We start from the raw sequence: 22,032 nt of genomic DNA on the forward strand, positions 1-22,032 counted from the left end.
TTTACAAAAGACTTATCCCCAGCTTCACGCTTTTGTCAGGCTCCCGGTCCACGTAAACCTCATAACCGGAAGCAGACTCTTCGAACGGGATGACCGGATGTATGATTTCCTCGCAATTGATTTTATTCGCTTTCAGCAGTTCCCAGCATTCCTGCTCGATCCTTCTCCAGCTCCACCTCGGATGTTCCGGGTTCGGCTCGCTGCACGCCCGCGAGAACACGATCTTGGCATTGTTGAAGTGCGCCTCCCGGCCCAGATCGAGTCCGCCTTTGAACGCTCTGGCCCAGCTGATGTAAGCGATCGTCCCGCCATAGGCCAGCCCGCGCAGAGCGCTTTGCAGCGCTTGTTCGCTCCCGCTCGTTTCGATGATCACATCTACGCCCCGTTTGCCTGTCGCCTTCTTCAGCTCCAGCCCGATATCATCGCTTAAGGGGTGAAACGCGGCGTCCGCTCCCACCCGCAAGGCAGCTTCCCGGCGGCTGTCGATGGGATCGATCACGGCGACATAGCTCGCCCCGGCCAATTTGGCCAATTGCGCGGTGATCGCGCCGAGCGCGCCGAGACCGAAAACGGCGACCGTGTCGCCTACCCTTAGATGACTGTCCCGGATGCCGCCTAAAGCAAATTGCGCGGGATCGAAGCAAACCGCATTCTTCCAGCTCATTCCTTCCGGCATCTTCAGCAAATAATAGTTGTCGATTGCATTCACCACATGCGTCTCGCGGATGCCGCCATAGCCGCACACCCGATCGCCTACCGCATAGCCCGTTACGTCGGACCCGGCCTCCGTGATGACGCCCACCCATTGATTGCCCAGATTCCATGTCCCGAAGCTGCCCGTTTGCTCTCCTTCACGCGGCAAGAATGTTCTCCATTCCATGTCGTAATAATCAGCGATGTGCGGGCTCTCTCCACGAAATTCGGCCAATTCCGAGCCGTGCTTGGGGGAAGCGTATTCCACCCGCACTTTAACCTCGTGAGCCTCCGGTTCTCTGTCCGAATACTCGCGAAGCGCGGCCTGTCTAGGCGCGGTCGCGATTAACTGCTTTGGCATTTGCATGAACCTCACTTTCGGCATGAAGTGATTTTATTCCCCCGTGTCTGTTCATGGGTGCAGAGCGATCATATTCACTATTAGTGCAATAAGTTCGAGCCTTGCGGCTGCACCACCTCCAACGGTAAATTTCTATTCATTGGCAATGTTTACTTTCTATATATTCCCTTGCTTTCCTTCACAAGCAAGCAAGGAATATTATCTTTGCCCTTTATGAGCATCTCTTTGAAGCCGGATGCATTCATTCATCTGCGAAGTTTCGAAACTACGACAACATGCATATTCAATTTCGGATAAATCCGTTTCCAGCTCTCCTCGTTCCAATCCCTAGACCGGCTTCTTACGAAATTCCCGATGCCCAGAGGATCGGTATTTAGTCTTTGCAGCTTGTCAATCAGCGCTTCGCATCTTTTCTCCAACTGCCGGTTTACCGACGCGCTCAGCTGATCGATCTCCGTTTCGGAGAACTTCCCTTGGGCGGAGTCTGCCACGTCCCCGTCCAAATGGATGCGGATATGGATACGGTTATCTTCCCTCTTGTATTGATAACGCACTCGTGTCTTCAAGTTTTGAATCGAGAGCTTCTGCTCAGGCAGCCAGATGTTGTAGGAGCTGCTCGTATTTTTTTTCATCCAGCTGTAAGCGATCATTTCATCCGTCGATAGCTTCCCGACGTACGCGGCGTCCTTCATCAAGGCGATTCCCGCAATCTCAGCCATGTGCTCCGATTTGTTGATGATCGGCATGACAGGATCCATTCCCGCTCCCTTCCACTCATATACAAATTGATGCAGATTCATAAGCGGCAGGCCAAAGGTATGGATATTGTTCTCTACAACAGAGCAGATATATCTCCCAATCGGTTGATTCGTAGGATGGTACTCTGATTTAAGCACATCTGCCGCTTTTCCCTCCGTCATGGCCAGAATCAGCCTGCCGCTCAGCATCGGATCTTGACTAAGCGCCTCGACATACTCTTTAATGCCGGAGCGCAGAACGTCCTCACTCATAATAAAAGCTCCCAGCTTTCTGATGGACAAGTACTGGTCGCTCTTATAGTTTATTTTGTTTTGAGCATCCTTCAGATTATTTCCTTTCCCTTTATAAATCACGTTGTCGACGCTCCTGTTAGCTTTATACTCCGGCACGCTCACGGCGACTTGGATCGCTCGTCCGCTCCCGCTGCCGCCGGCATTGCGGTGGTCCGAATCATCGAAGTCAACGGCTACAGCCAATGCGATGTATATGTCCTCGATTACTTCCGTTTTAACGATGCAGCCGGTAAGCATCGCGCAAATCATGAGCGAGACAACGCCTATGCGCACTTTCATACCCGGGCTCCTTTCGGATGAATCCACCTCGACATCAGGGCCAACAGAGGCACGTATACGAACAAGAGAACAAATCCGCCTTGACCGACAATGGAATAAATCTCAAGCGTCTGCTCCGCATCTTTGAACATCAAACCGCCTATAAAAACAATAGCCATATACACGGGCAGCATTCTTCGTTTGGCGACTCCGAACTGCTGCCTGGTCATCTGGATTGCGGTCCATAAATACAAGGACAGAATAGGAATTAGCCGTGATAATTGGAACGTTGCGCCAATAAATTCGACCCGCTCCATGAACGGCAGCTCAACGAACTTAAACAGCGTGAGCGTCGGCCACGTCTCATCCTTCAATTGCCCCAGACTAAAGAACATAAGCGAGAAACCGACAATAATCAAATAGACGGTCAGAGTGGCTGCGTTAGCCCAATGCGTCCACTTTTGGGCCTTCCTTCCATTGCTAAAATAAGGGTAGTACAGCAGCAGCGCTTCGACGCCCATGTAGCCCGGGATTAAAAACGCAACCGCTTTGACCATATCCGGGAGCGGATGGGACAGGACCGGGAGAAAATTCGACGAATGATAATAGAATCTTAGGAAGTAGAAGATCCCGTTCAGCAGGACAAACACCTGGGCGAACATGAAGAAACCGACGATCACGCGCAGTCCGCCAGAGACAATATAATAGGACAGCAGCAATAAAATCAGTTCCATGACCCAAACGTCAATCGTCGGGAATATCCATATCTTTACGATTTCAACATACAGTCTCAAGCTTACGGTGCAAACCAATAAAAAATAGGCAATCAGCAAGCTGTTGAAGCATGCGCCTACCCAGCTCCCGAACAATCGTTTGTTGATTGTCGCCAAATCCGCTTGCTGACGATTCAACAACGAGAACATCCAGAAGATCGCCGCGTGTACAAGAAGTCCGGCTAGGATAACCGCTATCCATGCATCCTGTCCGACTGCCTGCGCGAGCTTGCGCTGGAACGTCAAATAATCGAGGCCGACCTGGGTGCCGAATACGACATATAGAGCCGAGGAGGGAGGAATCTGTTGATCCGGTCGTATGGTGTGTTGTGACGGCAATAGCTCTCTTCCTCCTTACTCATCGATGTCCGGTAATGCGCTTTTCGCTTTCTTGCTCTTCCTCAGAGGGCGGAAGGCGCCAGGTCTTTTACTGTAATAGGACGAAGGAACGCGGTATACGGCATCCTCCCAATCTGCGAAGCGAATCGGATAGAACGGCTGCAGATAAGGCGTACCGAGCGATTTTAGTCGCAGCAGGTGGGCAAGGAAGAAGCTGGCGCAGACGACTACCCCGACAAAACCGAGCATTTGCGCAGCCAGAATGAATGGATAGCGAATAACCCTGATCGTGTTGCTGAAATGAAAAATGGGCACTGTGAAAGAAGCCAGTGCGGAAAGGGCTACGATGGTCAGGAGTATATTGCTGGTTAACGCCGCCAATACAGCGGCTGTTCCGATGACGATACCGCCCACGATCCCGATTGTCTGTCCGATTTTGGACGGCAGCCTCGCGCCGGCTTCCCGAAGCAATTCGATCGTCAGTTCCATAAGAATCACCTCCATGTATGGAGGGAATGGAAGGTTGATGCGAGACGATATAATCGGCCCCATGAGAAGGGTCGGAATGATGTGATAATGGTACGTGAGCATGGCAATGTATACAGGCGTGGCAAAGATCGAGAACAGGATCGCCAATATCCGTAAGATGCGAAAAAACGAGCCCAGGTGCCATGGCAAATAATAATCTTCATAGGCGACAAGAAATTGCCCGATCGTTGCGGGACCCGTGAATGACTGTGACGATCCGTCGACCAATACCGCTATTCCTCCAAAACATAGCACGTGAACGAGCCGGTCCGGACGTTCCGTTTCGATGAACTGGGGAAACAAGGAATACTTGTTGTCGACGATCATCTGTATGAGGCTCGTACTGTCGGTAATTACGTCGATGTCCACACTGGATAACCGCTTCATCATGCGCTGCAAATTCGACGGATTCGCGATTCCTTCCAAATGGAGAACGGCGCATCTGGTTTTGGATAACGTACCGATCTCGATCTCCGTCACCCGCAGCTGCGGTACCGGCAATCTCCTGCGGACCAACAAGATATTCGTATCCAACGACTCGACCAAAGCATCTTTAGGGCCTATAACGCTGAATTCCACTTCCGGAGCCTCGATGGAGCGGGAATCCGTTCGCATCGCTTGAATGGCAATGCAGGCTTCCTTCGAGGGGATGGACAGCACGACGCATCCGACCATCGGCAGCTTCGACAGCGTATCGATATCGGTCGCGATTTGTTTATCTCCGAATGGCAGGCCAGCGTAAATCTCATCTATGCTCGCCCCCTTTGACTGAAGAATGGACGGCAAAATATCTTGGACTAAGACTTGCGAGTTAACCATTGTTTCATAGTAGCAAACGGAATAATGCGGTTCCTGATTCGATAAGGCCACATGTACAAAATCGGCAGACTTCGAATGAATTTCGACTAATTGCTTATACAACTTGCCCAAGCTTTGCCGCACCCCTTTCCCCATTCATTCCCTTGGAAACTGCTGTTAGTATGCACGGCAGCCCCCGAACTATTCCGGGCGCCGCGTTAATTCGAATAGGCATCTTTCCATAAAAAAGAAAAAGCCCACAGCACAAGACTGTGAGCCATTTCGAGCCGAATTCGTTTGTCGCCCTGCCTATTTCCACAATTCCAACTGGAAGAACTACATCATTCGCCATCACCGCTGCCACAATTGTCCGCTCTATCAGCGTTCATATGGCTAGCTGCTCTCGCTCTTTCTTAACTCTTCCGCTGAATTGGCGCCATGGCTTCGCAGCCATTGAACCAGTTCTTCGGCTTCGCTTCGGCGCGCCGCATCAAGAGGCGTCAGCTCTTCCCAATCCGGTATCCAGTTTAGGTCAGCATCTTGACCGAGAAGATACTCAGCACAACGCTGCTGCCCTCCGTGGCATGCATTCCAGAATGCGCGCGTGGTATCCGCCTTTGTTGGAGGATTGCCCTCAGCGAAGAAGTTCTCGACACGACCCATCAACCCGAGTGTTGCCGCATCATCGAGCATAACCTGCGCACCGCGCTCAATGAGCCGGTAGGCCGCTTTAAACTGCCTGAAAGCTCTCGCGTCTGCGAGCGGGGTCCCCCCGCCGATCACGCCGCCGAGAGCTTCGATGTCGGCACCGGCGTCGAGCAGTGCATCGAGCACCTCAACATCGTCACTGCTCGCCGCCCAGTGGAGGGGAGTTTCATTGTGCGGACCGACAAACCTGGCATTAACATCGGCGCCCGCTTCGACTAAGACGGCCACCGTTGCGGCACCGTTGGGAAAATGACCCGGCCAATCGGTCACCACATGCAATAGTGATCGTAACATTCCACCGTCGTCGCAGTCGTCGCCGCCCAGCCATGCTGTTGCCAGCTCGGGATTCTCGCGCAGCAGCCGTTTCAACGTCTCTACGTCCCCCTTGTGGATGGCCTCGACTACCGCGACCGCTAGAGGATCATTGGCATGAATGGTTCGATATGCTGTCATCTAGATCAACCTCCTTAATAGGATTGAATATTGGCAGAAGATGTTTTGTTTCGCGCCCTATTCCAGCGCAGATTGTTGCATTTCCTGCAACAATTGTGCCGTCTTCGGGCCGGCGACAAGAAAATGCTGCATTTTTTGCAACATTAAGCAGCGTATCGCACTCATTCGCGGCCTTCGCAGCCGAATTGCTGCACTTTGTGCAACAATTTCGCCCTCCACCCCTTTTCCGGCGCAGATTGTTGCATTTCCTGCAACAATTGTGCCGTCTTCGGGCCGGCGACATGAAAATGCTGCATATAGTGCAACATTAAGCAGCGTATCGCACTCATTCGCGGCCTTCGCAGCCGAATTGCTGCACTTTGTGCAACAATTTCGCCCTCCAACCCTATTCCGGCGCAGATTGTTGCATTTCCTGCAACAATTGTGCCGTCTTCGGGCCGGCGCCATGAAAATGCTGCATATAGTGCAACATTAAGCAGCGTATCGCACTCATTCGCAGCCTCCGCTCATTCCTGGCCTCTCCGATATTGCAGGGGCGATGCGCCGGTGATTTGATGAAACAGTCTCGAGAAATAATGGACCGATGAAAAATCATGCTTCTCGGCAATTTCAGTAACGCTGAGCTGGGAATTCCGCAAATCGTACTTCGCCCGGTTGATTCGGAAGCGATTCATATATTGAATGGGCGACATGCCCGTCGCATGCTTGAACAGCTCGAAGAAATAACCCCGGGATATCTTGAGATCCTCGTAATAATGCTCCAACGGCTCTGGTCTGCCCCGCATCAAATCCTGATCCAATCGCTCCAGCAGCTTGTCCATACGCGGATCCGGAATTTGAGCCTCATTCAGCGTAAAGCTTAAAAAATGCTCGATAAACCCTTGGAATCGGCTCTGCACCTTCAAGTTCCGCATCATCGTGCGCTCGCTCACATATTCGTTGGCCGTATAGAAGCCTTCGAACAATTCCGTCCAGACGCGGATCCGTTCAACGGTCGAATGTTCCGGAATCGGGTAGTAGAATGAAGGACCGATCATGTCGGTATGCAGCTGCGGGAAATCGTAACAAATCGAGGACGGCGTCTCGAACCGCGCCTGCCGGTCGACGAAATGCCAGTCGAAATAGCAGCAAATATGAACCATCGGATCGCGGTCGTCCGCAATCCATTCATGGATCTGCCCCGGCGGTATATAGACCAGCGATCCAGGCCGGGTCTTATGCGTTCGCCCGCATGTGTGAATAACGCCATGTCCCTCGCTAATCAGATAGAGGGAGCTTCCATAGCATATTCTCGGCGCGCTGGACTGCCCTTTGGAGAACGGGTATCGGGTCGCGTAATAAACGTAAGGATTCAGGCTTGAAATTTTCATACGACGATTGTACAAAAAGATGAACTCTCTGTAAATACAAATACATGGCGGAATGGTTATATTCTACTTATCATTGGTAAGAGAAGAGGAGCGATTCTGAACATGGTGGATTCCCGTTATTTGTTGACGGATGAACAAATGATACAGTTCATTACGAAAGGTTATGTCGTACTGCAAAATGAACTGCCGCAGCAGCTTCACCAGCAAGTCATGGATTCGATTTATAATGTGCTTCACGAGGAAGGCAACCCGGGCAACAACATCCTGCCGCGCGTTCCGGATATTCAACAGTTCTTCGATACCCCGGTCGTGAAGGGCGCACTGACGAGCGTCCTCGGGCCGGATTACTATATGCATCCGCACCGGCACTGCCATTACAATCAACCGGGCAACCAGACTCCCGGCGGAGGGAACTGGCATAAGGACGGATACTGGTCCTCGATGCGCAGCCACCGGCCGTGGTGGGCGATGATTTTCTACTATACGCAAGATATAACTGAAGATTTGGGCCCGACTGCCGTTATGCCCGGCACTCAATATTACGAGAAATTTATCGGCGACCGGGGCGAGACGGTGCTTCCGACCGGCAAAGCGGGTACGATGGTGCTGGTCCACTTCGATATGTGGCATAAAGCTTCATTAAATACGACGGATCTGGATCGTTATATGTTAAAATTCCAATTTGTCCGGCTGCGTGCTCCGCAGCGACCGAGCTGGAATCATACCGACGGCGAGTTTGTCGTCCCGCAAGGAACGCCGGCGCTCCATCATCATTTATGGACCGATGTGTGGGATTGGCTGCGCGGCGTACGGGCGGAAGCGCCGTCCGGCATAGAGGCGGATTCATCCAGATTGCAGCAGCTGGAGAACGGGCTCATGGCGGAATCGGCCGATATCCGGGGACAGGCGGCCGACGATGCAGGCCGGTACGGCGCCAATGCGGCTGCACTGGTACCGCAGCTTGGACGAATGCTTGGCGATCCGGTAGAGACCGCTGCGCTTAATGCTTCCTATGCGCTCGGACATATGGGTCCGGAAGGCGTACAGGAGCTGCTCGCGCAGTTATCGGGGGAATCCAACCCGATCGCAATGCGCGCCGCATACGGGCTTCAAGGGGCAGGTGCCGGCGCTGCGGCAGGTCTGATCGAAGCGCTTCATCATCCGAACGACAGACGGAGAGCATTGGCGGCATTCGTTCTGGGCATGATCGGATCGGATGCGGTCTCCGCCGTTCCGGCGCTGCTTGCATCGATGAACGATGAGAGCGAATGGGTTCGGCGCAATGCCATCGAAGCGCTTGGCATGATCGTTCAACCCGCAGAGCGGATCGTTCCGGCTCTGGCGCGCGCGTTAGAGGACTCGGTAACCAATGAAACGTCCGGGGAAGCTCCAAGCGCAGACAGTTATTCACGCAATCAAGATTATATTACGAACAAAATCGGATATACGGCGGCATTGTCCCTATTGCGCATCGGCAAGGAGGGCGACCCTGCCATCATGCTGCGGGCGCTCGAGATAGGCTTGACCAGCCGCGACCGTTATGTCCGGGCTTACGCCGCCGAGGCGCTGACATGCCTTCGCACGCCGGAAGCCGTCGATACGTTGATCCGCTTCTACCGCTCTTCAAGATGGTGCCCGGATACCCACAAGGCGAGCACATTCTAATCTTCTTCGTTGTCTTATCCGATACTGAACGTACATGGAGTTCATCAGGGAGATGAACGTCACGCTATAAAGCGACAAGCAACGGATAACAACAAAGGGGGACGACCCGCGAAGGAATATGAAATTCCTCCGGGTCGTCCCCCTTTCATCTCGTTCTGGCACGTATCGATCAATAGCCCGCTTCCGGCTTTACGATGTTCAAAGGTAACGGCTGCCCCTGCACATACTGCTTCAGATTCGCGGTGAAAATATCGATCAGCCGGTTCATATACTGGGGCGTGCTCCCTGCATTGTGCGGCGTGATGATCACGTTAGCCATCGACCACAGCGGATGCTCCGGCGGCAGCGGCTCCTGCTCGAACACATCCAGGCCTGCGCCCGCGATCTTGCCGCTCTTCAGCGCGTCCAGCAGCGCCTCCGTATCGGTCGTCATTCCCCTGCCGATATTGATGTAATAAGCCGAAGGCTTCATCGCGTCAAACGCTTCGCGGCCGATCAGATGCTCCGTCTCCGCCGTATGCGGCAAACAGTTGACGACGTAATCGCATTGGCGCAGCACTTCCGGCAGCTCCTTCATCTCGTGCATGCGGTCGACGTTCGCCTCGGGCCGGCCGGACCTGCGGACACCGAGCACCGTCATATTGAACGCCTTGGCAACCTTGGCCGTTTCCATGCCGATCGCCCCGACGCCCAGGATGCCGATCGTGCTGCCGTGCAGCTCGCGCATATCTCCATGCCGCGCCCATTGGCGCATTTGCTGATTGCGCACCGATAGATGAAGCTCGCGGGTGAACGCCAGCAGCATGGCGAAGATCGTTTCGGATATCGGATTCGGATGAACGCCCGTCGCATTCGTCACTTGGATTCCTCTGCCGTCAAGCTCGGCAAGCGGCAGCCGTTCGACGCCGGCTCCCCAGTTCTGCACCCACTTCAGCTTCGAATCCGGCAGCAGAGCCGCTTCCTTGACAGCCGAGTTCCATCCGAATATAATTTCGGCCTCCGATAGAATCGCCATATCCTTCATCGAAGCTTGGCCGCCAATGACGGTCCAGCCGGGCGCTGCATCGATAATTCTGGCAAGCAGCTTCTCTTCCAATGAATGAACGACTGCGATTGTACTCATATTCCCATTTCCCCCCCCTGTGGACGTCTTATATGTAGAGAGATCGTAGCATCCGGTTTCCGCCGTGTCAACGCGCCCACGTGCCGCCTTAACCGCACGCCCCCCGTCCAGCTGCCCCATGAAACAATAACGCACGAAGAGCATGAGTCAATGCCGAGCACGACTGCCGAACACTCATCTGATGTGGCTGGGAGCAGCCCCCATCCATTTTTTGAAGATACGGTTAAAATAAGCCTGGTCGCAGTATCCGAGGTACTCCGCGATCTCCCTCACCGTCATCTGAGTATTTTCCAGAAGATTCACGGCTGTTTTGATTCGGATTTGGTGCAAATATTGGATCGGGGTGCTGCCGAGCACTTCTTTGAACAATACGGTCGTGTAGTTCGGCGTGATTTCGGCCAATGAAGCCAATTCCTCGATCGTGATGTTCTTCCGGAAATTGCACAGAATGTATTCCTGAATATTGCGGGCGATTCGTTCTTTGGATGGAGAAGCCCGCAGCTCCTTACGCTCTTGAGCGATTAGGGTTAACAATTCCAAAAAGATATGCTGCGACATGAGTTCGAAGTACGGCCTCTGCCCCGACCATTGGAAGAACAGCGTTGCAAAGCGTTGTTCGAAGTAAGGCGCATTGCGCGGCTTGATTCGTATCATCGCGTCTTGCTTTGTAAAATGCAGGGGATTGTCGCGCGAACGGTCCTCCCAGTTGAACTGAACGGTATATTTCTGATGCAATTCCTCCGGATGGCTGGACCATGCGCGATCTACGCCGTATGGCACATAGAGCGCTTCCCCCTTCTCCAATTCGAAGCGGTCATTATTCACCCAGAAGACGACCTTCCCTTCGGAGACGTAAACAAGCGTATCGCAGCCGCTGCCTTTCCCGATATTCCACGTTGGATTAACATCATGATAGACGCCTGTAATATCCAGCATATACTCCCACCATTACGAATTTTATTGATGAAATATACAAAATCGAACGATATTGTTTATTCTAACGCCTCTTCTGATCTGATAGGATCAATATAGCACAAAAATAAAGCGTGTACATACCAGAAAAAGGAGAGGATTCAGGGAGATCCAGCAACTGCATGATAAGCGGAACGGAACGGTTGCGCTGAATTTTCCACTGATTATGACTTCCAATGTAAGCGTTTATATCGAAGAAGTCCATCATCGTCAATGAAATATACAAATCAAGATGAAGCAGTTGTTATATACAAATAACTTATTAGGAATGGCGGGGAATACAATGAGAATTAGCGCAGAAGAAATGGCTGCTGGGAAACTGCTGCCGGAGACAGTTGAGTTAGCCGTTAATTTGATAAAAGCCAATGGTTATGTATTATTTGAAGAAGTGCTGCCTAGAGCGCAAGTAGACAACTTGTACGACAGATTTGTAGAAATATTGGAGCCTGCTATGGAAAAGCATCAATTCAATCCTGAGATTGGATTTCATAATGGCACAAACCATGTAGGCCTCGATTTGCCTTTCAGGTTGCCCTTCAATGATGAAGCGATCATTGCTCATCCATTCGTTACAGATGTAGTGGATCAAATTCTAGGCGATGATTGTATTTTAAACTATTTTCATACGAATACATCCGTGCAAGGCGGGAAAAAGCCGCAAGACGTACATGCCGACACGGGTTCGAGGTATGGCGATAGATGTACGGTTAACCTGCCTATCATTAAATTAGTTGTCAACTTCCCTCTTGTCGATGTGAATGAAAACAATGGACCTATGGAAATATGGCCGGGCGGGACGCATTTACACCCTGATAACTGGTATGGGCCGAATGCTTTCAGCAAATCTAAACTTGCTGAACATATGCAGTCTATCAAAGTACTGATGCCTGCCGGATCCATACTGATCAGGGATGATCGTATGTGGCATCGGGGCACGCCGAACCGCTCCAATCAACCTAGACCCAATGTTGCGCTAATATATACATCTGCAGCGAATGCGCCGCATATAGGGAGCATTCAAATTCCGCAAGAGACGTACGATCAGCTTTCTGATAAAGCTAAACGACTGTTACGCAATGAGAAAATCGGCTTCCCGGTCGTCGAGCCCTATTAAACGGCCTGCTTAGAAAGATATCGATGCAATCGTGGAAATAAATTATTTTTTTACAGCTTCGCATATGCGGGGCTTTATTTTTTGTAACGGAACAAAAAATAACAGCGGCTCCATCGGCGTATACTGCCATGAATGTGGCCGCGATTTCAAAGATAATGAAGTCCTCATGACTTGTCCCCACTGTTATACTAAATATATTCGGCATGTGGACGGAACGATTAATAAATATAAAAATATTTCCTTTGTATTAGTATAGTCTTCGTCCATTTAGTTGGTCGAAGGATAAAGCTTGTACACTGAGAGTCAACGTAGTGTGTTCTGGCACGCCAGATAACGCCACAAAAGGAAAAACGGCCATTTCCGCCCAGTCGAACGGAAATGGCCGTTATGGCGGAGCCGGAGCACCTTTGCCGTCAGATTGCCTTCCCGAGTCTCGTGTCTCGAACCGATGCCGCTGCGTATACTACGAGCGCTGTCCAGATGAGCGCGAAGCCGAAGAGCAGAACCGGTGAGACCGATTCCTTGAATACGAATACACTCAGAAACAGCATGATCGTCGGCCCGATGTATTGTACGAAGCCGAGCGCGGACAGCGACATCCGGGCGGCCGCCCGCGCAAAGAAGAGCAACGGTAGCGCCGTTACCGCGCCGGACAGAAGCAGCTCGACGAACGTGAACGCGGGCAGCGTCCATGCCGTCGTCTTTCCCATGGCGGCCAAGTAGATCCAGTAACCGAGCGCGACGGGCAGGACGACAGCCGTCTCCGACAGCAAGCCTACAGAAGCGTCTTGCCCGATCTTCTTCTTCGCGAAGCCGTACAAGCTGAACGACGTGGCCAGCGAGATCGCGACCCACGGGAACCGCCCGTAGTCGAAGGCGATGATGAGCACCGCGGCGCCAGCGATGGCAATCGCGAGCCATTGACCGCGGTTTGGCTTCTCGCGAAGGAAGACGACCGCCAGCATCACGTTCAGCAACGGGTTCAAGTAATAGCCGAGACTTGTCTCGACGACATGGCCGTTGTTGACCGCCCAGATGAAGATGAGCCAATTCGCCGCGATCAGCAGTCCGCTGGCGGCGAGCGACAGCAGGAGCGCACGGCTAGCCGCAATCCGCTTCATGTCGCCCCAACGACGCTGGACGGCGACGAGAATACCCATGAAGACGAACGACCAGACGACCCGATGCGACAGAATCTCGCCTGCCGGCACGTTGTTAAACAGCTTCCAATATAGCGGGAGAACCCCCCACATGATATACGCGATAATGGCGTTGACCAACCCGTTGTTCATAACCAATTCCCCGCTTCTCGCTCCGATGTCTGAACGGATTATACGCCAAGCTCTACACTTAAGCAAAGGAAATATTTGGTCTATCGGCTGGCAGCCGCGCTTCAGTTCGGTTGCCATTGTATATTTTGAGCTATCGTTCCTGTAAAGAAATTTATTCCTCTGTGATGTACTTAAGTGAAGTAAAGCCCTAGACGGATACAGAACTGGCAAGTTCGTTACGTGGCTTTTCGTAGACACCTTCACAAAATTCGGTTTTTGTTTTTGTACAAATGTAAATATTGAGGGTGTGGTGTAGAGCCATTATTCATCTTCAAAGGATCCTGATCCCACTCCAAAAAATGGTATTTTTCCTTCGGGCATTTCGTTAATTTGTTCCTCCTGTTCTGCCGATTCATCTTGAGTGAAAAGTCTCGGACTTGCCCGTTACTTCAGGCGGGCTACCGCATTGAAGAAGCCAGCCGGTTAAGGCTGGCTTCTTTAGGTCTCAACCGAATGACTCGTTGCGCCGCAAATGGCCACATGTGAAAAAATGGTTCTCTTTTTAACTTCTTCACTTATCTTCTTTGTCAACAATTAGCTCACTGACATTTAAAACTTTCTATCCATTTCGCTCTGCAACAAGAATATCCTCTTGACTTATGTAATAAATGAATGAAAAAGGAAGCACTGCTCCAAGGCACTCTAGTGGCATGAAGCGGTGCTTCCACTTTTTTTTGGCAGCCTATTCGGCTACACTATTCGATTGTCATTTATTTGTCTAACAAACTTATTCATGCACATATCTCCTAGAGGATACGTTACCGTAGCACTATTGTAAACTAACCTGATCGCTCCATTCTCCATTAGCAACATTCAAATAACCTAAGTGAATTTTAATGTTATTCTGTGCGCTGCTAAGATTGAGAACGCGCTGGATATCTCTAAAAACTTATTTCAAGTTCATAAAATTCGTCTCTTTCTACATCTATTGAGAAATCCCCTTGCTTATCCGCCGTACCCAACCCTACTAAAGTTCCTGTAGAATCTTTGACTTTGATTTGTGCTTCACTTGCACCAAAAAGACTACGTTCTTTGCCATTCCTCTTTATTTGACAATATTGTGCAAAAAAGCAAATAGGCTGCCGATGGCAGCCTGCTTCGAAAGCATGATCCATTCAAATCTTATCGTTAGACTTACATTTCAAGAAAGTCCATATTCCTTCCTATTTGCAGCACGTCTCATATAACTGGTGAGAAAGCTCCGACGGCTTGACCTGCAGTTCCCCGAGCTTGTCCATCAGTCTGCGGTAAATCGCATGAACTTGATCGCGTGAGAGCCGTTTTTCACGAATAAACGAATGGATGGACCTCTTCCATCCTCTCCGGCGTCTGTTGAAAGAATATCCGCACTATCATCGCATTCATGATGATTCACGTTCAATCGTTCCCTCTGCTCCGGGCAACCAATTACGTTGATATCGGATACTTTTCGTTGATTTGTTAACTAGAAACATACCATCGCTCTAAATACAATTAGTTGCATAAGCCCGAATAATTAAGAACGATCCCTCGTTCGGAAAGGATTCATCATCATGAAGCTATTCATGCGGTTTCTGAAACAATGGGATATTCAAATTATGGTCATCCCAGCCATTTTGGTCGTTTTCGTTTTTCACTACGTTCCGATGTGGGGAATCCTGACCGCATTCCAGGACTATAACCCGGGAAAAGGGTTGCTGCACAGCCCCTGGGTCGGCTTCAAACATTTCCGGATGTTTTTCAACGCTCCCGAATTTGGGCTGGTTATGCGGAACACGATCGTGATCAGCTTGCTGAAGCTGCTGATCGGGTTTCCGGCGCCGATCATTCTCGCCCTTATGCTGAATGAAGTGAAGCATGCTGTCTATAAACGGATCGTCCAAACTATTAGCTACTTGCCGCACTTTATTTCATGGGTCATCATTTCGGGATTCGTCATCTCTATGCTCTCGGTCGATAATGGCAGCATTAACATGCTGCTGAAACAGCTCCATCTGATACAAGAGCCGGTCAGTTGGCTGTCCATGCCCGAATATTTCTGGGCGATTCTAGTTACTACGGGGGTATGGAAAGAAATCGGATTCGGTGCCATCGTCTACTTGGCTGCCATCGCGGGTGTCGATCCTCATCAATACGAAGCGGCATCGATCGACGGCGCCGGACGCTTCAGGCAGATCCTATCGATCACGATTCCTTCTATCACTCCGGTTATTATGATCTTTTTGATTCTGGCCGTGAGTCAGATTCTCAATGCCGGCTTCGAAGAAATCCTGCTTTTGACCAATCAGGGCATCAACGTCATCCTTCGTCCCGTATCCGATATTATCGACACGTATGTCTATCGGGTGGGGATCATTAATTACCGCTATTCGTATGCAACGGCAGCAGGTCTGTTCAAATCCGTAATCAGCGTCGGTTTGCTTGTTGCAGCTAACTGGATCGCGCGCAAACTTGGCAGGGCAAGCTTATGGTAGTGCCTTGGAAAGAGGAAGTGAAACCGACATGAAACGATCATACGAGGATTGGGCATTGGACGCCGTCATCTATATCAGCCTGACACTGCTGGCATTCGTGACGCTGTATCCGTTCTTGAATTCGCTTGCAATCTCCTTTAATGAAGGCAACGATACGGCATCCGGAGGCATTACGTTGTGGCCGCGAGTCTTTACTTGGGATAATTACGCTTACGTCTTTCGAGACGGCAAAATGCTGCACGCATTCCTGATTACGATAGCGCGTACCGTCTCCGGCACATTCCTATCGATATTGTTTACATCTATGTTTGCATACGGACTGTCGCGACGCCAATTGATCGGAAAAAAGTTTTATATGATCGTTTGCGTGATTACCATGTATTTCAGCGGAGGTCTTATTCCCAGCTACCTCCTAATCCGCGACCTGCATCTGATGAACACGTTCTGGGTCATGATCATCCCCGGAATGATCAGCGTCTGGAACATGATTATATTCCGCACGTTTTTTCAAGGCCTTCCCGATGGTTTGGAAGAATCGGCGAAAATCGACGGCTGCAATCATCTGACAACTTTCTTCTTGATTGCGCTACCCGTATCCGGTCCTGTCATTGCAACCCTTTCTTTGTTCACAGCGGTCGGCCATTGGAATGCATGGTTCGATGCGACGCTTTATCTGACGAACGAAAAGCTGCAGCCGATTCAGGTGGTATTGAACCAGGTTATCAATTCAACGCTTGAGAAAGACCCTTCCAAAGAAATCAGCGCTACTGCGCAGCAAGCGCAGGCCAGCTTGCAAGCTGTCACGCATCAATCCGTCGTGATGGCAACGATGATGGTCGCCACGATCCCGATCATGATGGTATATCCGTTCGTGCAGAAGTATTTCGTCAAGGGCGTACTGGTCGGCTCGCTCAAGGAATGATGCCGCGTTAAACGCCGGAAACGGCTTTAACATATATGCTATAAACTATATAATGATTTGAGAGGGGATGCTTGATCGTATGAAGAAAAAGAAATGGACAGTCTGCGCGCTCTTGCTGATGCTGAGCATGAGTGTTCTGACAGCAGGCTGCGGGGACAATTCGAACGGTGGAACGCCGTCTTCAAACAGCGGCGACAGCAACTCGAAGAATACGTCGGAGGCTGCAAAGCCGCTTACGTTCTCCTACTTCGAGTACGACGATACGTTCAACCCTTCGCCATGGGGAGAAACCGTAACGACGAAGTGGATTCAAGAGAACAAGAATGTCACGGTCAAATGGGTGACGGGCAATGGAGCCGCCCAGCAGAAATTCAATGCCATGTTCGCAAGCGGCGATCTGCCTGACGTTATTACGATGAGCCCCGGCCCGGAATTGGAGCGCTTGATCGAATCCGGCAAGGTCGTGGCACTGGACGAATATATCGACAAATATCCCAATCTGAAAAAATGGGCCGGCGAAACTACGCTCAATATGAACCGGTCGGGGGATGGCCATATCTATACGTTTCCCGTCTGGTACATTGGCGAAAACTGGGCGAACGGCAACGGCGGCTACGGCATCAACCGCAAGGTATACAATGATTTGGGATCCCCAAAGCTGGAAACCGTTGCGGATTTCGAAGCTTACTTGCGTCTTGTAAAAGAGAAGTATCCCGACTACGTACCGCTTGAAGTCGGCAATCCTGCCGCCATTTATATGTTGTATTCGGCTTTCAAGGAAAACAATCCCCCATTCTTCGTAAGAAATATGATGTTTCAAGACGGTGACCAACTGAAGCCGATTACGGAAGATCCCGCATTCAAGGACTTTATCCTGTTCGCAAGCCGGTTATTCCGCGACAAGCTGATGACTCAGGACGTCTTCACGCAGAAGAATGACCAGTTCGTGGAGAAGCTGAACCGCGGCAAGGTCGGCATCGCACTTGAATCGAACCTGTCGACTTGGGCCAACAAGCCGAATGCCAAGCTTCGCGGGGAGGATCCAAACGGCGGCTACGAATTTATATGGCCGATTCGCAAAGAAGGCCTCGATAAGAACAAGATCACAATTAACTCGTACAATTCAACGGGGCCTGATAAAACGGTCATTACCACGAACGCGGAAGATCCGGAAAGCATCTTTGCGTACTTGGATTGGTTGACCGGCGAATCTAATTTGATGTTCATTTACGGGCCTCCCGGTCTTTTCTGGGATAAGCTGGACGATAACGGCTCGCCGATTCTGAACGAAAAATATACGAACATCGATAAAGCCGAGCTCGCGAATATGAAGATTAGCGAAGGCTGGATGGCTGGCAATGTGAAGCTCGTCGATTCGGTCAAATCCGCTCTTAATGAGAAGCTGCCGAAAGACAAGCAGGATTGGGTCACGAATCAACAAGTGAACATCGCTTGGAAAACCAGCGCGGATGTCACCGCATTCGCCAATTTCGATCCCCTGCCTGATTCGGAAGAAGGCATCGTTCTGCAGACGGTAAAAGATATTTTCAATCAAGCCTTCTCCCAGATGATCTATGCCGCAAGCGATGAAGATGTGCTCTCGGTCTTGAACAAAGCAAACGATGACATGATGAAAGCCGGCTATCAAAAAGTGCTTGATTTCCGGATGAAGAAATGGCAGGAAAATATTAAAATCATGAACGGCGGTTAATAACCGTGCAGCCATTCAGGAGAGTATACATTGTATACTCTCCCCTGCTATATATGGAGGAAAACGACCATGTACGACGTGCTGCTTGTCGACGATGAACCGCTGGATTTGGAAGCGATGCAGCTTCTTATTCCATGGGATGAACTGAATATGAAGGTCGCCGGAACCGCCTATAACGGATTTGCCGCCCTGGAATTATTACGGCGGCAGACCGTCGATATTCTGATTACGGATATCCAAATGCCGATTATGTCCGGTCTCGAGCTTGCCGAACAGGCAAAAAGCCGGAATCCTTCGCTCAAAATCATTATTATAAGCGGCCACGAGGAGTTTCAATATGCCCGCAAAGCAATTGCAATGAACGCAAGCTCCTATATCTTGAAGCCTTTCGACGATCGGGAGTTAATCCATGCACTGAAGAACGTCAAAGAACAGCTTCATTACGAACGGGAGCGTTACGTGAAAGAAACGCATATGGAAGAGTCTCTTTCCCTGCTGCAGAATGAAATGGTGCTTTCGTGGATAAAAGGTTCACTCGAATCCCCGTTCATTGATACTATCCTGAATAAATACGGCATTGAATGGCAATCAGGCCAAGGATGCATCGCCCTTATTGAGATCGACGATCTGTCGCAGGTGTTGAAACAAGTTTCGTCCGAACAGCAGACTTCCGTCATTCATCATATCCACGCTTCCATCACAAGCCATATACGGGAATTGCGGCTTGGGCTTTTCTGTAGGATCGAAGACAACCAAATCGCCCTGTTCATGAGCGGTTTATCATCCTCGCCCATAGAAGAACTTCAGGCGTTGGTCGATGCCGTAAAGCAAGACGGTATACATACGATTACAGTCGCGCTCGGCACCCTCGTCCCCGGGTTCAACGTGATCCCCTTCTCGTACCGTAATGCGGAGCGGCTGCTGGCTGCCAAAATGTTCGTCGGCAAAAGCCGCGTCATTACCGCCGAACAGTCAGAGGGAGAAATTGTCCAGCAAACATCCGATCTGGAGAAGCTGTTCGATGGACTGTTTCTGGCAACCGGAAAATACGATCTCGTACAAATACACGACTGCCTTGAGGATGTGTTTGAGCTGGTGCGCAAGCTCGGAGACAAGCTGTCGGTATACAATTTCTCGATGTACGTCATCTCCAAAATTGAAACCTATCTGCAGACCTTGAATACCAACTTGCTAGAGCTCCTGAACATCGAGCGCAAGCATATGGATGTGCTGTTCATTTTCGAAACGATAGACGATATCAAGTCATGGCTGCGCAAGAAGATTTACGAAATATCCGAGCATTTGCATATGAAACGAAAGAAACCGAATCGCAAGCTGATCGGAGAAATCGATGCCTATATGACCGACAATCTTCATCGGCCCTTGCAGCTGCAGGAAGTGGCCCGGTTGTTCGGATTCTCCACCAATTATTTGGGCTACTTGTTCCGGGAAGAAATGAATGTGTCATTCAACGAGGCCCTGATCAGTAAACGAATGGAAAAGGCACGAAAGCTGCTGCAGGATCCGAAATTGAAAATCTATGAAGTCGCTGCGCAGGCCGGCTATCAGAACCTTGCCTTTTTCAGCCGTCACTTCAAGCAAAGTTATGGGTTAACGCCAGGCAATTATCGAAAAAAAAGTTGAGCGTGGTCACATGAAATTCCGATATAAGCTGTTGTTGTCATACTTGCTGCTCGTCATTACCCCGATCATTGCCATCGGATATTTTGCTTATACGTCATCCGTACAGTACGTGAAGGAGCAAACCAGACAAAACGTTGTCGGCACACTGAAGCAGGCCCATGATAATGTTATGGAGAAAATGAAGGTCATTGAGCGGGTGGACAATCAGATTTACCTCGACCAGTCGCTTCAGCAGCTGCTGCACAAAACATACAGCCCATATGAGAGTTACCAAATTACTAAAGAGAGCCTGACACCGAAGCTGGACTCCGTCTTGAATCTGGCTTCGAACGACATGCTTCTAGACATATTCGTCCTTAATTCTACTTTGCCGGAAATCTACTATACGAAGCCCGGCGACGTTTCTCCGATTATCGGAAAACGTTTCGAGCTATATCGCATAGACCGGATCGTGAACGAGAACTGGTATTTGCAATTTATGCTGGCAAAGGAACAGTCCTTATGGCGGCAGGTCGATCGTGACGTCAAGTACGGCAATGTTTCACTCCTACAAAAATTGATGCATTTCCAAACCGTATCGACGATCGGCATCATGCGCATCGCGGTGAGCATGAGCGATTTATTCGGGGACCTGGATTATAATCGAAACGAACAAGATACGCCTAAATTTTGGGTGGTCAACGATTCTGAGGGCAACCGAATCTATGAAAGCAGCCAAAATCCGATCCCTGAGGACTGGCAGACGCATCCCGATCGTTATTTGCTCGAGCAGCAGCCTCTGGAGGGAATGAATTGGAATCTGGCGGTGCTCGTACCGCTTCAGGAATTGGAGAAAGGCGCCCATAAAGTCCGCAATCTTACGTTCTTTATTTGCCTGGCCAGCTTCGGGCTGTTAGCGGTTATCAGCACAGCGGTCTCGAATTATTTTTCCAAGCATATCAAACGGATCGTGTTTTCGCTCCATTCTTTTAAAGAAGGGAGATTTTCCAAACGTATTCCCTACTCCGGCCGTGACGAATTTGCGCAAATCTCGATTGCGTTCAATGAGATGGCACAGAACATAGAAGAACTGATTCAAGAAGTCTATGTAGGCAATCTTCGCAAAAAGGAAGCCGAGCTTGAAGCGCTTCAAGCACAAATCAAACCGCATTTCTTATATAATACGCTCTCCTCGATCAGCAGGTTATCGCGTCTCGGAGAAACGGAGAAGCTGCACCAGATGGTAAACGGACTGGCCGCCTTCTATCGGCTGACATTGAATCAGGGAAAGTCGATGATTCCGATTCACAAAGAAGTAGAGCAAGTTCAAGCTTATATCGACATCCAGAAGATCAAACAAATGGACAGGCTGGAGGTTAGCTGTGACATTCCGTTTCCGCTGCTGAACTACGATACGCCGAAGCTGATCCTGCAGCCCTTCGTCGAGAATGCGTTGGAGCATGCTATGTTCGGGGATAAGCTCCATATTCGGATTCTCGCTCAACAGGAAGGAAGCAATATCGTGTTCAAAATCATCGATAACGGGATCGGCATGAGCAAAGAGCGTCTGCGAGAGGTCGGAGACAGGGCTGAGGCAGGCTACGGAATCCGAAATGTCGATGAGCGAATCCGCTTGCAGTTCGGAGAGGCTTTCGGGGTTTCACTGCACAGCGGATTAGGGATCGGAACGACAGTGAAGATCGTCATACCCGCTTATAGGGAAAGCTGATCGCAGCAGAAGCCCCCGTTCGATTTCGAATGGGGGCTTCTGCTGCGCGTCCCGCT

At 50.4% G+C, this 22,032-nt stretch carries 17 protein-coding genes; 7 read left to right on the forward strand and 10 right to left on the reverse strand.

Annotated elements, in window-relative coordinates; all coding sequences use genetic code 11:
* Nucleotide 1: 1 nt before the first annotated feature.
* The 6 genes from L1F29_RS25620 to L1F29_RS25645 form a co-directional block, all read right to left on the reverse strand.
* Nucleotides 2-1,054, reverse strand: a complete 1,053-nt coding sequence (locus L1F29_RS25620; protein WP_258384862.1) for a zinc-binding dehydrogenase — start codon at nucleotides 1,052-1,054, stop codon at nucleotides 2-4.
* Nucleotides 1,055-1,299: 245 nt separating this feature from the next.
* Nucleotides 1,300-2,385, reverse strand: coding sequence for a Ger(x)C family spore germination protein (locus L1F29_RS25625; protein ID WP_258384863.1), 1,086 nt, complete (start codon nucleotides 2,383-2,385; stop codon nucleotides 1,300-1,302).
* Entirely contained in the window at nucleotides 2,382-3,476 is a 1,095-nt protein-coding gene (locus tag L1F29_RS25630) for a GerAB/ArcD/ProY family transporter (protein WP_258384864.1), read from the reverse strand. The genes L1F29_RS25625 and L1F29_RS25630 overlap by 4 nt, the downstream gene beginning before the upstream one ends.
* Nucleotides 3,477-3,491: 15 nt before the next feature.
* Nucleotides 3,492-4,934, reverse strand: coding sequence for a spore germination protein (locus L1F29_RS25635; protein WP_258384865.1), 1,443 nt, complete (start codon nucleotides 4,932-4,934; stop codon nucleotides 3,492-3,494).
* A gap of 261 nt (nucleotides 4,935-5,195) precedes the next feature.
* The gene (locus L1F29_RS25640; protein ID WP_258384866.1) at nucleotides 5,196-5,963 is read right to left on the reverse strand and encodes an ankyrin repeat domain-containing protein; all 768 of its coding nucleotides are present in this window, start codon (nucleotides 5,961-5,963) and stop codon (nucleotides 5,196-5,198) included.
* Between the two features lie 506 nt (nucleotides 5,964-6,469).
* The gene (locus L1F29_RS25645; protein ID WP_258384867.1) at nucleotides 6,470-7,348 is read right to left on the reverse strand and encodes a helix-turn-helix domain-containing protein; all 879 of its coding nucleotides are present in this window, start codon (nucleotides 7,346-7,348) and stop codon (nucleotides 6,470-6,472) included.
* 87 nt (nucleotides 7,349-7,435) lie between these two features.
* Here L1F29_RS25645 and L1F29_RS25650 point away from each other — a divergent pair, with 87 nt between their 5' ends.
* A complete protein-coding gene (locus tag L1F29_RS25650; protein ID WP_258384868.1) occupies nucleotides 7,436-8,998 on the forward strand; it encodes a HEAT repeat domain-containing protein in 1,563 nt (520 codons plus the stop codon).
* A gap of 169 nt (nucleotides 8,999-9,167) precedes the next feature.
* On the opposite strand, the gene L1F29_RS25655 is transcribed toward L1F29_RS25650, so the two are convergent.
* Both L1F29_RS25655 and L1F29_RS25660 read right to left on the reverse strand, forming a co-directional pair.
* Entirely contained in the window at nucleotides 9,168-10,121 is a 954-nt protein-coding gene (locus tag L1F29_RS25655; RefSeq protein WP_258384869.1) for a D-2-hydroxyacid dehydrogenase, read from the reverse strand.
* A gap of 174 nt (nucleotides 10,122-10,295) precedes the next feature.
* Complete coding sequence (locus L1F29_RS25660; RefSeq protein WP_258384870.1) at nucleotides 10,296-11,057, reverse strand: AraC family transcriptional regulator; 762 nt, start codon at nucleotides 11,055-11,057, stop codon at nucleotides 10,296-10,298.
* A gap of 319 nt (nucleotides 11,058-11,376) precedes the next feature.
* On the opposite strand from L1F29_RS25660, the gene L1F29_RS25665 reads away from it, so the two are divergent.
* A complete protein-coding gene (locus L1F29_RS25665) occupies nucleotides 11,377-12,207 on the forward strand; it encodes a phytanoyl-CoA dioxygenase family protein (protein ID WP_258384871.1) in 831 nt (276 codons plus the stop codon).
* Between the two features lie 413 nt (nucleotides 12,208-12,620).
* Here L1F29_RS25665 and rarD read toward each other — a convergent pair whose 3' ends face one another.
* Both rarD and L1F29_RS25675 read right to left on the reverse strand, forming a co-directional pair.
* A complete protein-coding gene (rarD, locus tag L1F29_RS25670; protein ID WP_258384872.1) occupies nucleotides 12,621-13,499 on the reverse strand; it encodes an EamA family transporter RarD in 879 nt (292 codons plus the stop codon).
* Nucleotides 13,500-14,419: 920 nt separating this feature from the next.
* Nucleotides 14,420-14,653 carry an Ig-like domain-containing protein gene (locus L1F29_RS25675; protein WP_258384873.1) on the reverse strand — a complete coding sequence of 78 codons (234 nt, stop codon included), beginning with the start codon at nucleotides 14,651-14,653 and terminating at the stop codon, nucleotides 14,420-14,422.
* A 417-nt stretch (nucleotides 14,654-15,070) separates the two neighbouring features.
* On the opposite strand from L1F29_RS25675, the gene L1F29_RS25680 reads away from it, so the two are divergent.
* The 5 genes from L1F29_RS25680 (at nucleotide 15,071) to L1F29_RS25700 (ending at nucleotide 21,976) form a co-directional block, all read left to right on the forward strand.
* Nucleotides 15,071-15,991 carry an ABC transporter permease gene (locus L1F29_RS25680; protein WP_258384874.1) on the forward strand — a complete coding sequence of 307 codons (921 nt, stop codon included), beginning with the start codon at nucleotides 15,071-15,073 and terminating at the stop codon, nucleotides 15,989-15,991.
* Between the two features lie 28 nt (nucleotides 15,992-16,019).
* Nucleotides 16,020-16,913 (forward strand): carbohydrate ABC transporter permease, encoded by an 894-nt coding sequence (locus L1F29_RS25685; RefSeq protein WP_258384875.1) that lies wholly within the window; start codon nucleotides 16,020-16,022, stop codon nucleotides 16,911-16,913.
* A 79-nt stretch (nucleotides 16,914-16,992) separates the two neighbouring features.
* Nucleotides 16,993-18,624, forward strand: a complete 1,632-nt coding sequence (locus L1F29_RS25690) for an extracellular solute-binding protein (RefSeq protein WP_258384876.1) — start codon at nucleotides 16,993-16,995, stop codon at nucleotides 18,622-18,624.
* Nucleotides 18,625-18,693: 69 nt separating this feature from the next.
* Nucleotides 18,694-20,268, forward strand: coding sequence for a response regulator (locus L1F29_RS25695; protein WP_258384877.1), 1,575 nt, complete (start codon nucleotides 18,694-18,696; stop codon nucleotides 20,266-20,268).
* Nucleotides 20,269-20,278: 10 nt separating this feature from the next.
* On the forward strand, nucleotides 20,279-21,976 hold the full coding sequence (locus L1F29_RS25700; RefSeq protein ID WP_258384878.1) for a sensor histidine kinase: 1,698 nt from the start codon (nucleotides 20,279-20,281) through the stop codon (nucleotides 21,974-21,976).
* The last annotated feature ends 56 nt before the right edge of the window (nucleotides 21,977-22,032 follow it).

Origin of the sequence: Paenibacillus spongiae (assembly GCF_024734895.1) — a bacterium.
In the GTDB taxonomy this organism is placed as follows: Bacteria; Bacillota; Bacilli; order Paenibacillales; family Paenibacillaceae; genus Paenibacillus_Z; species Paenibacillus_Z spongiae.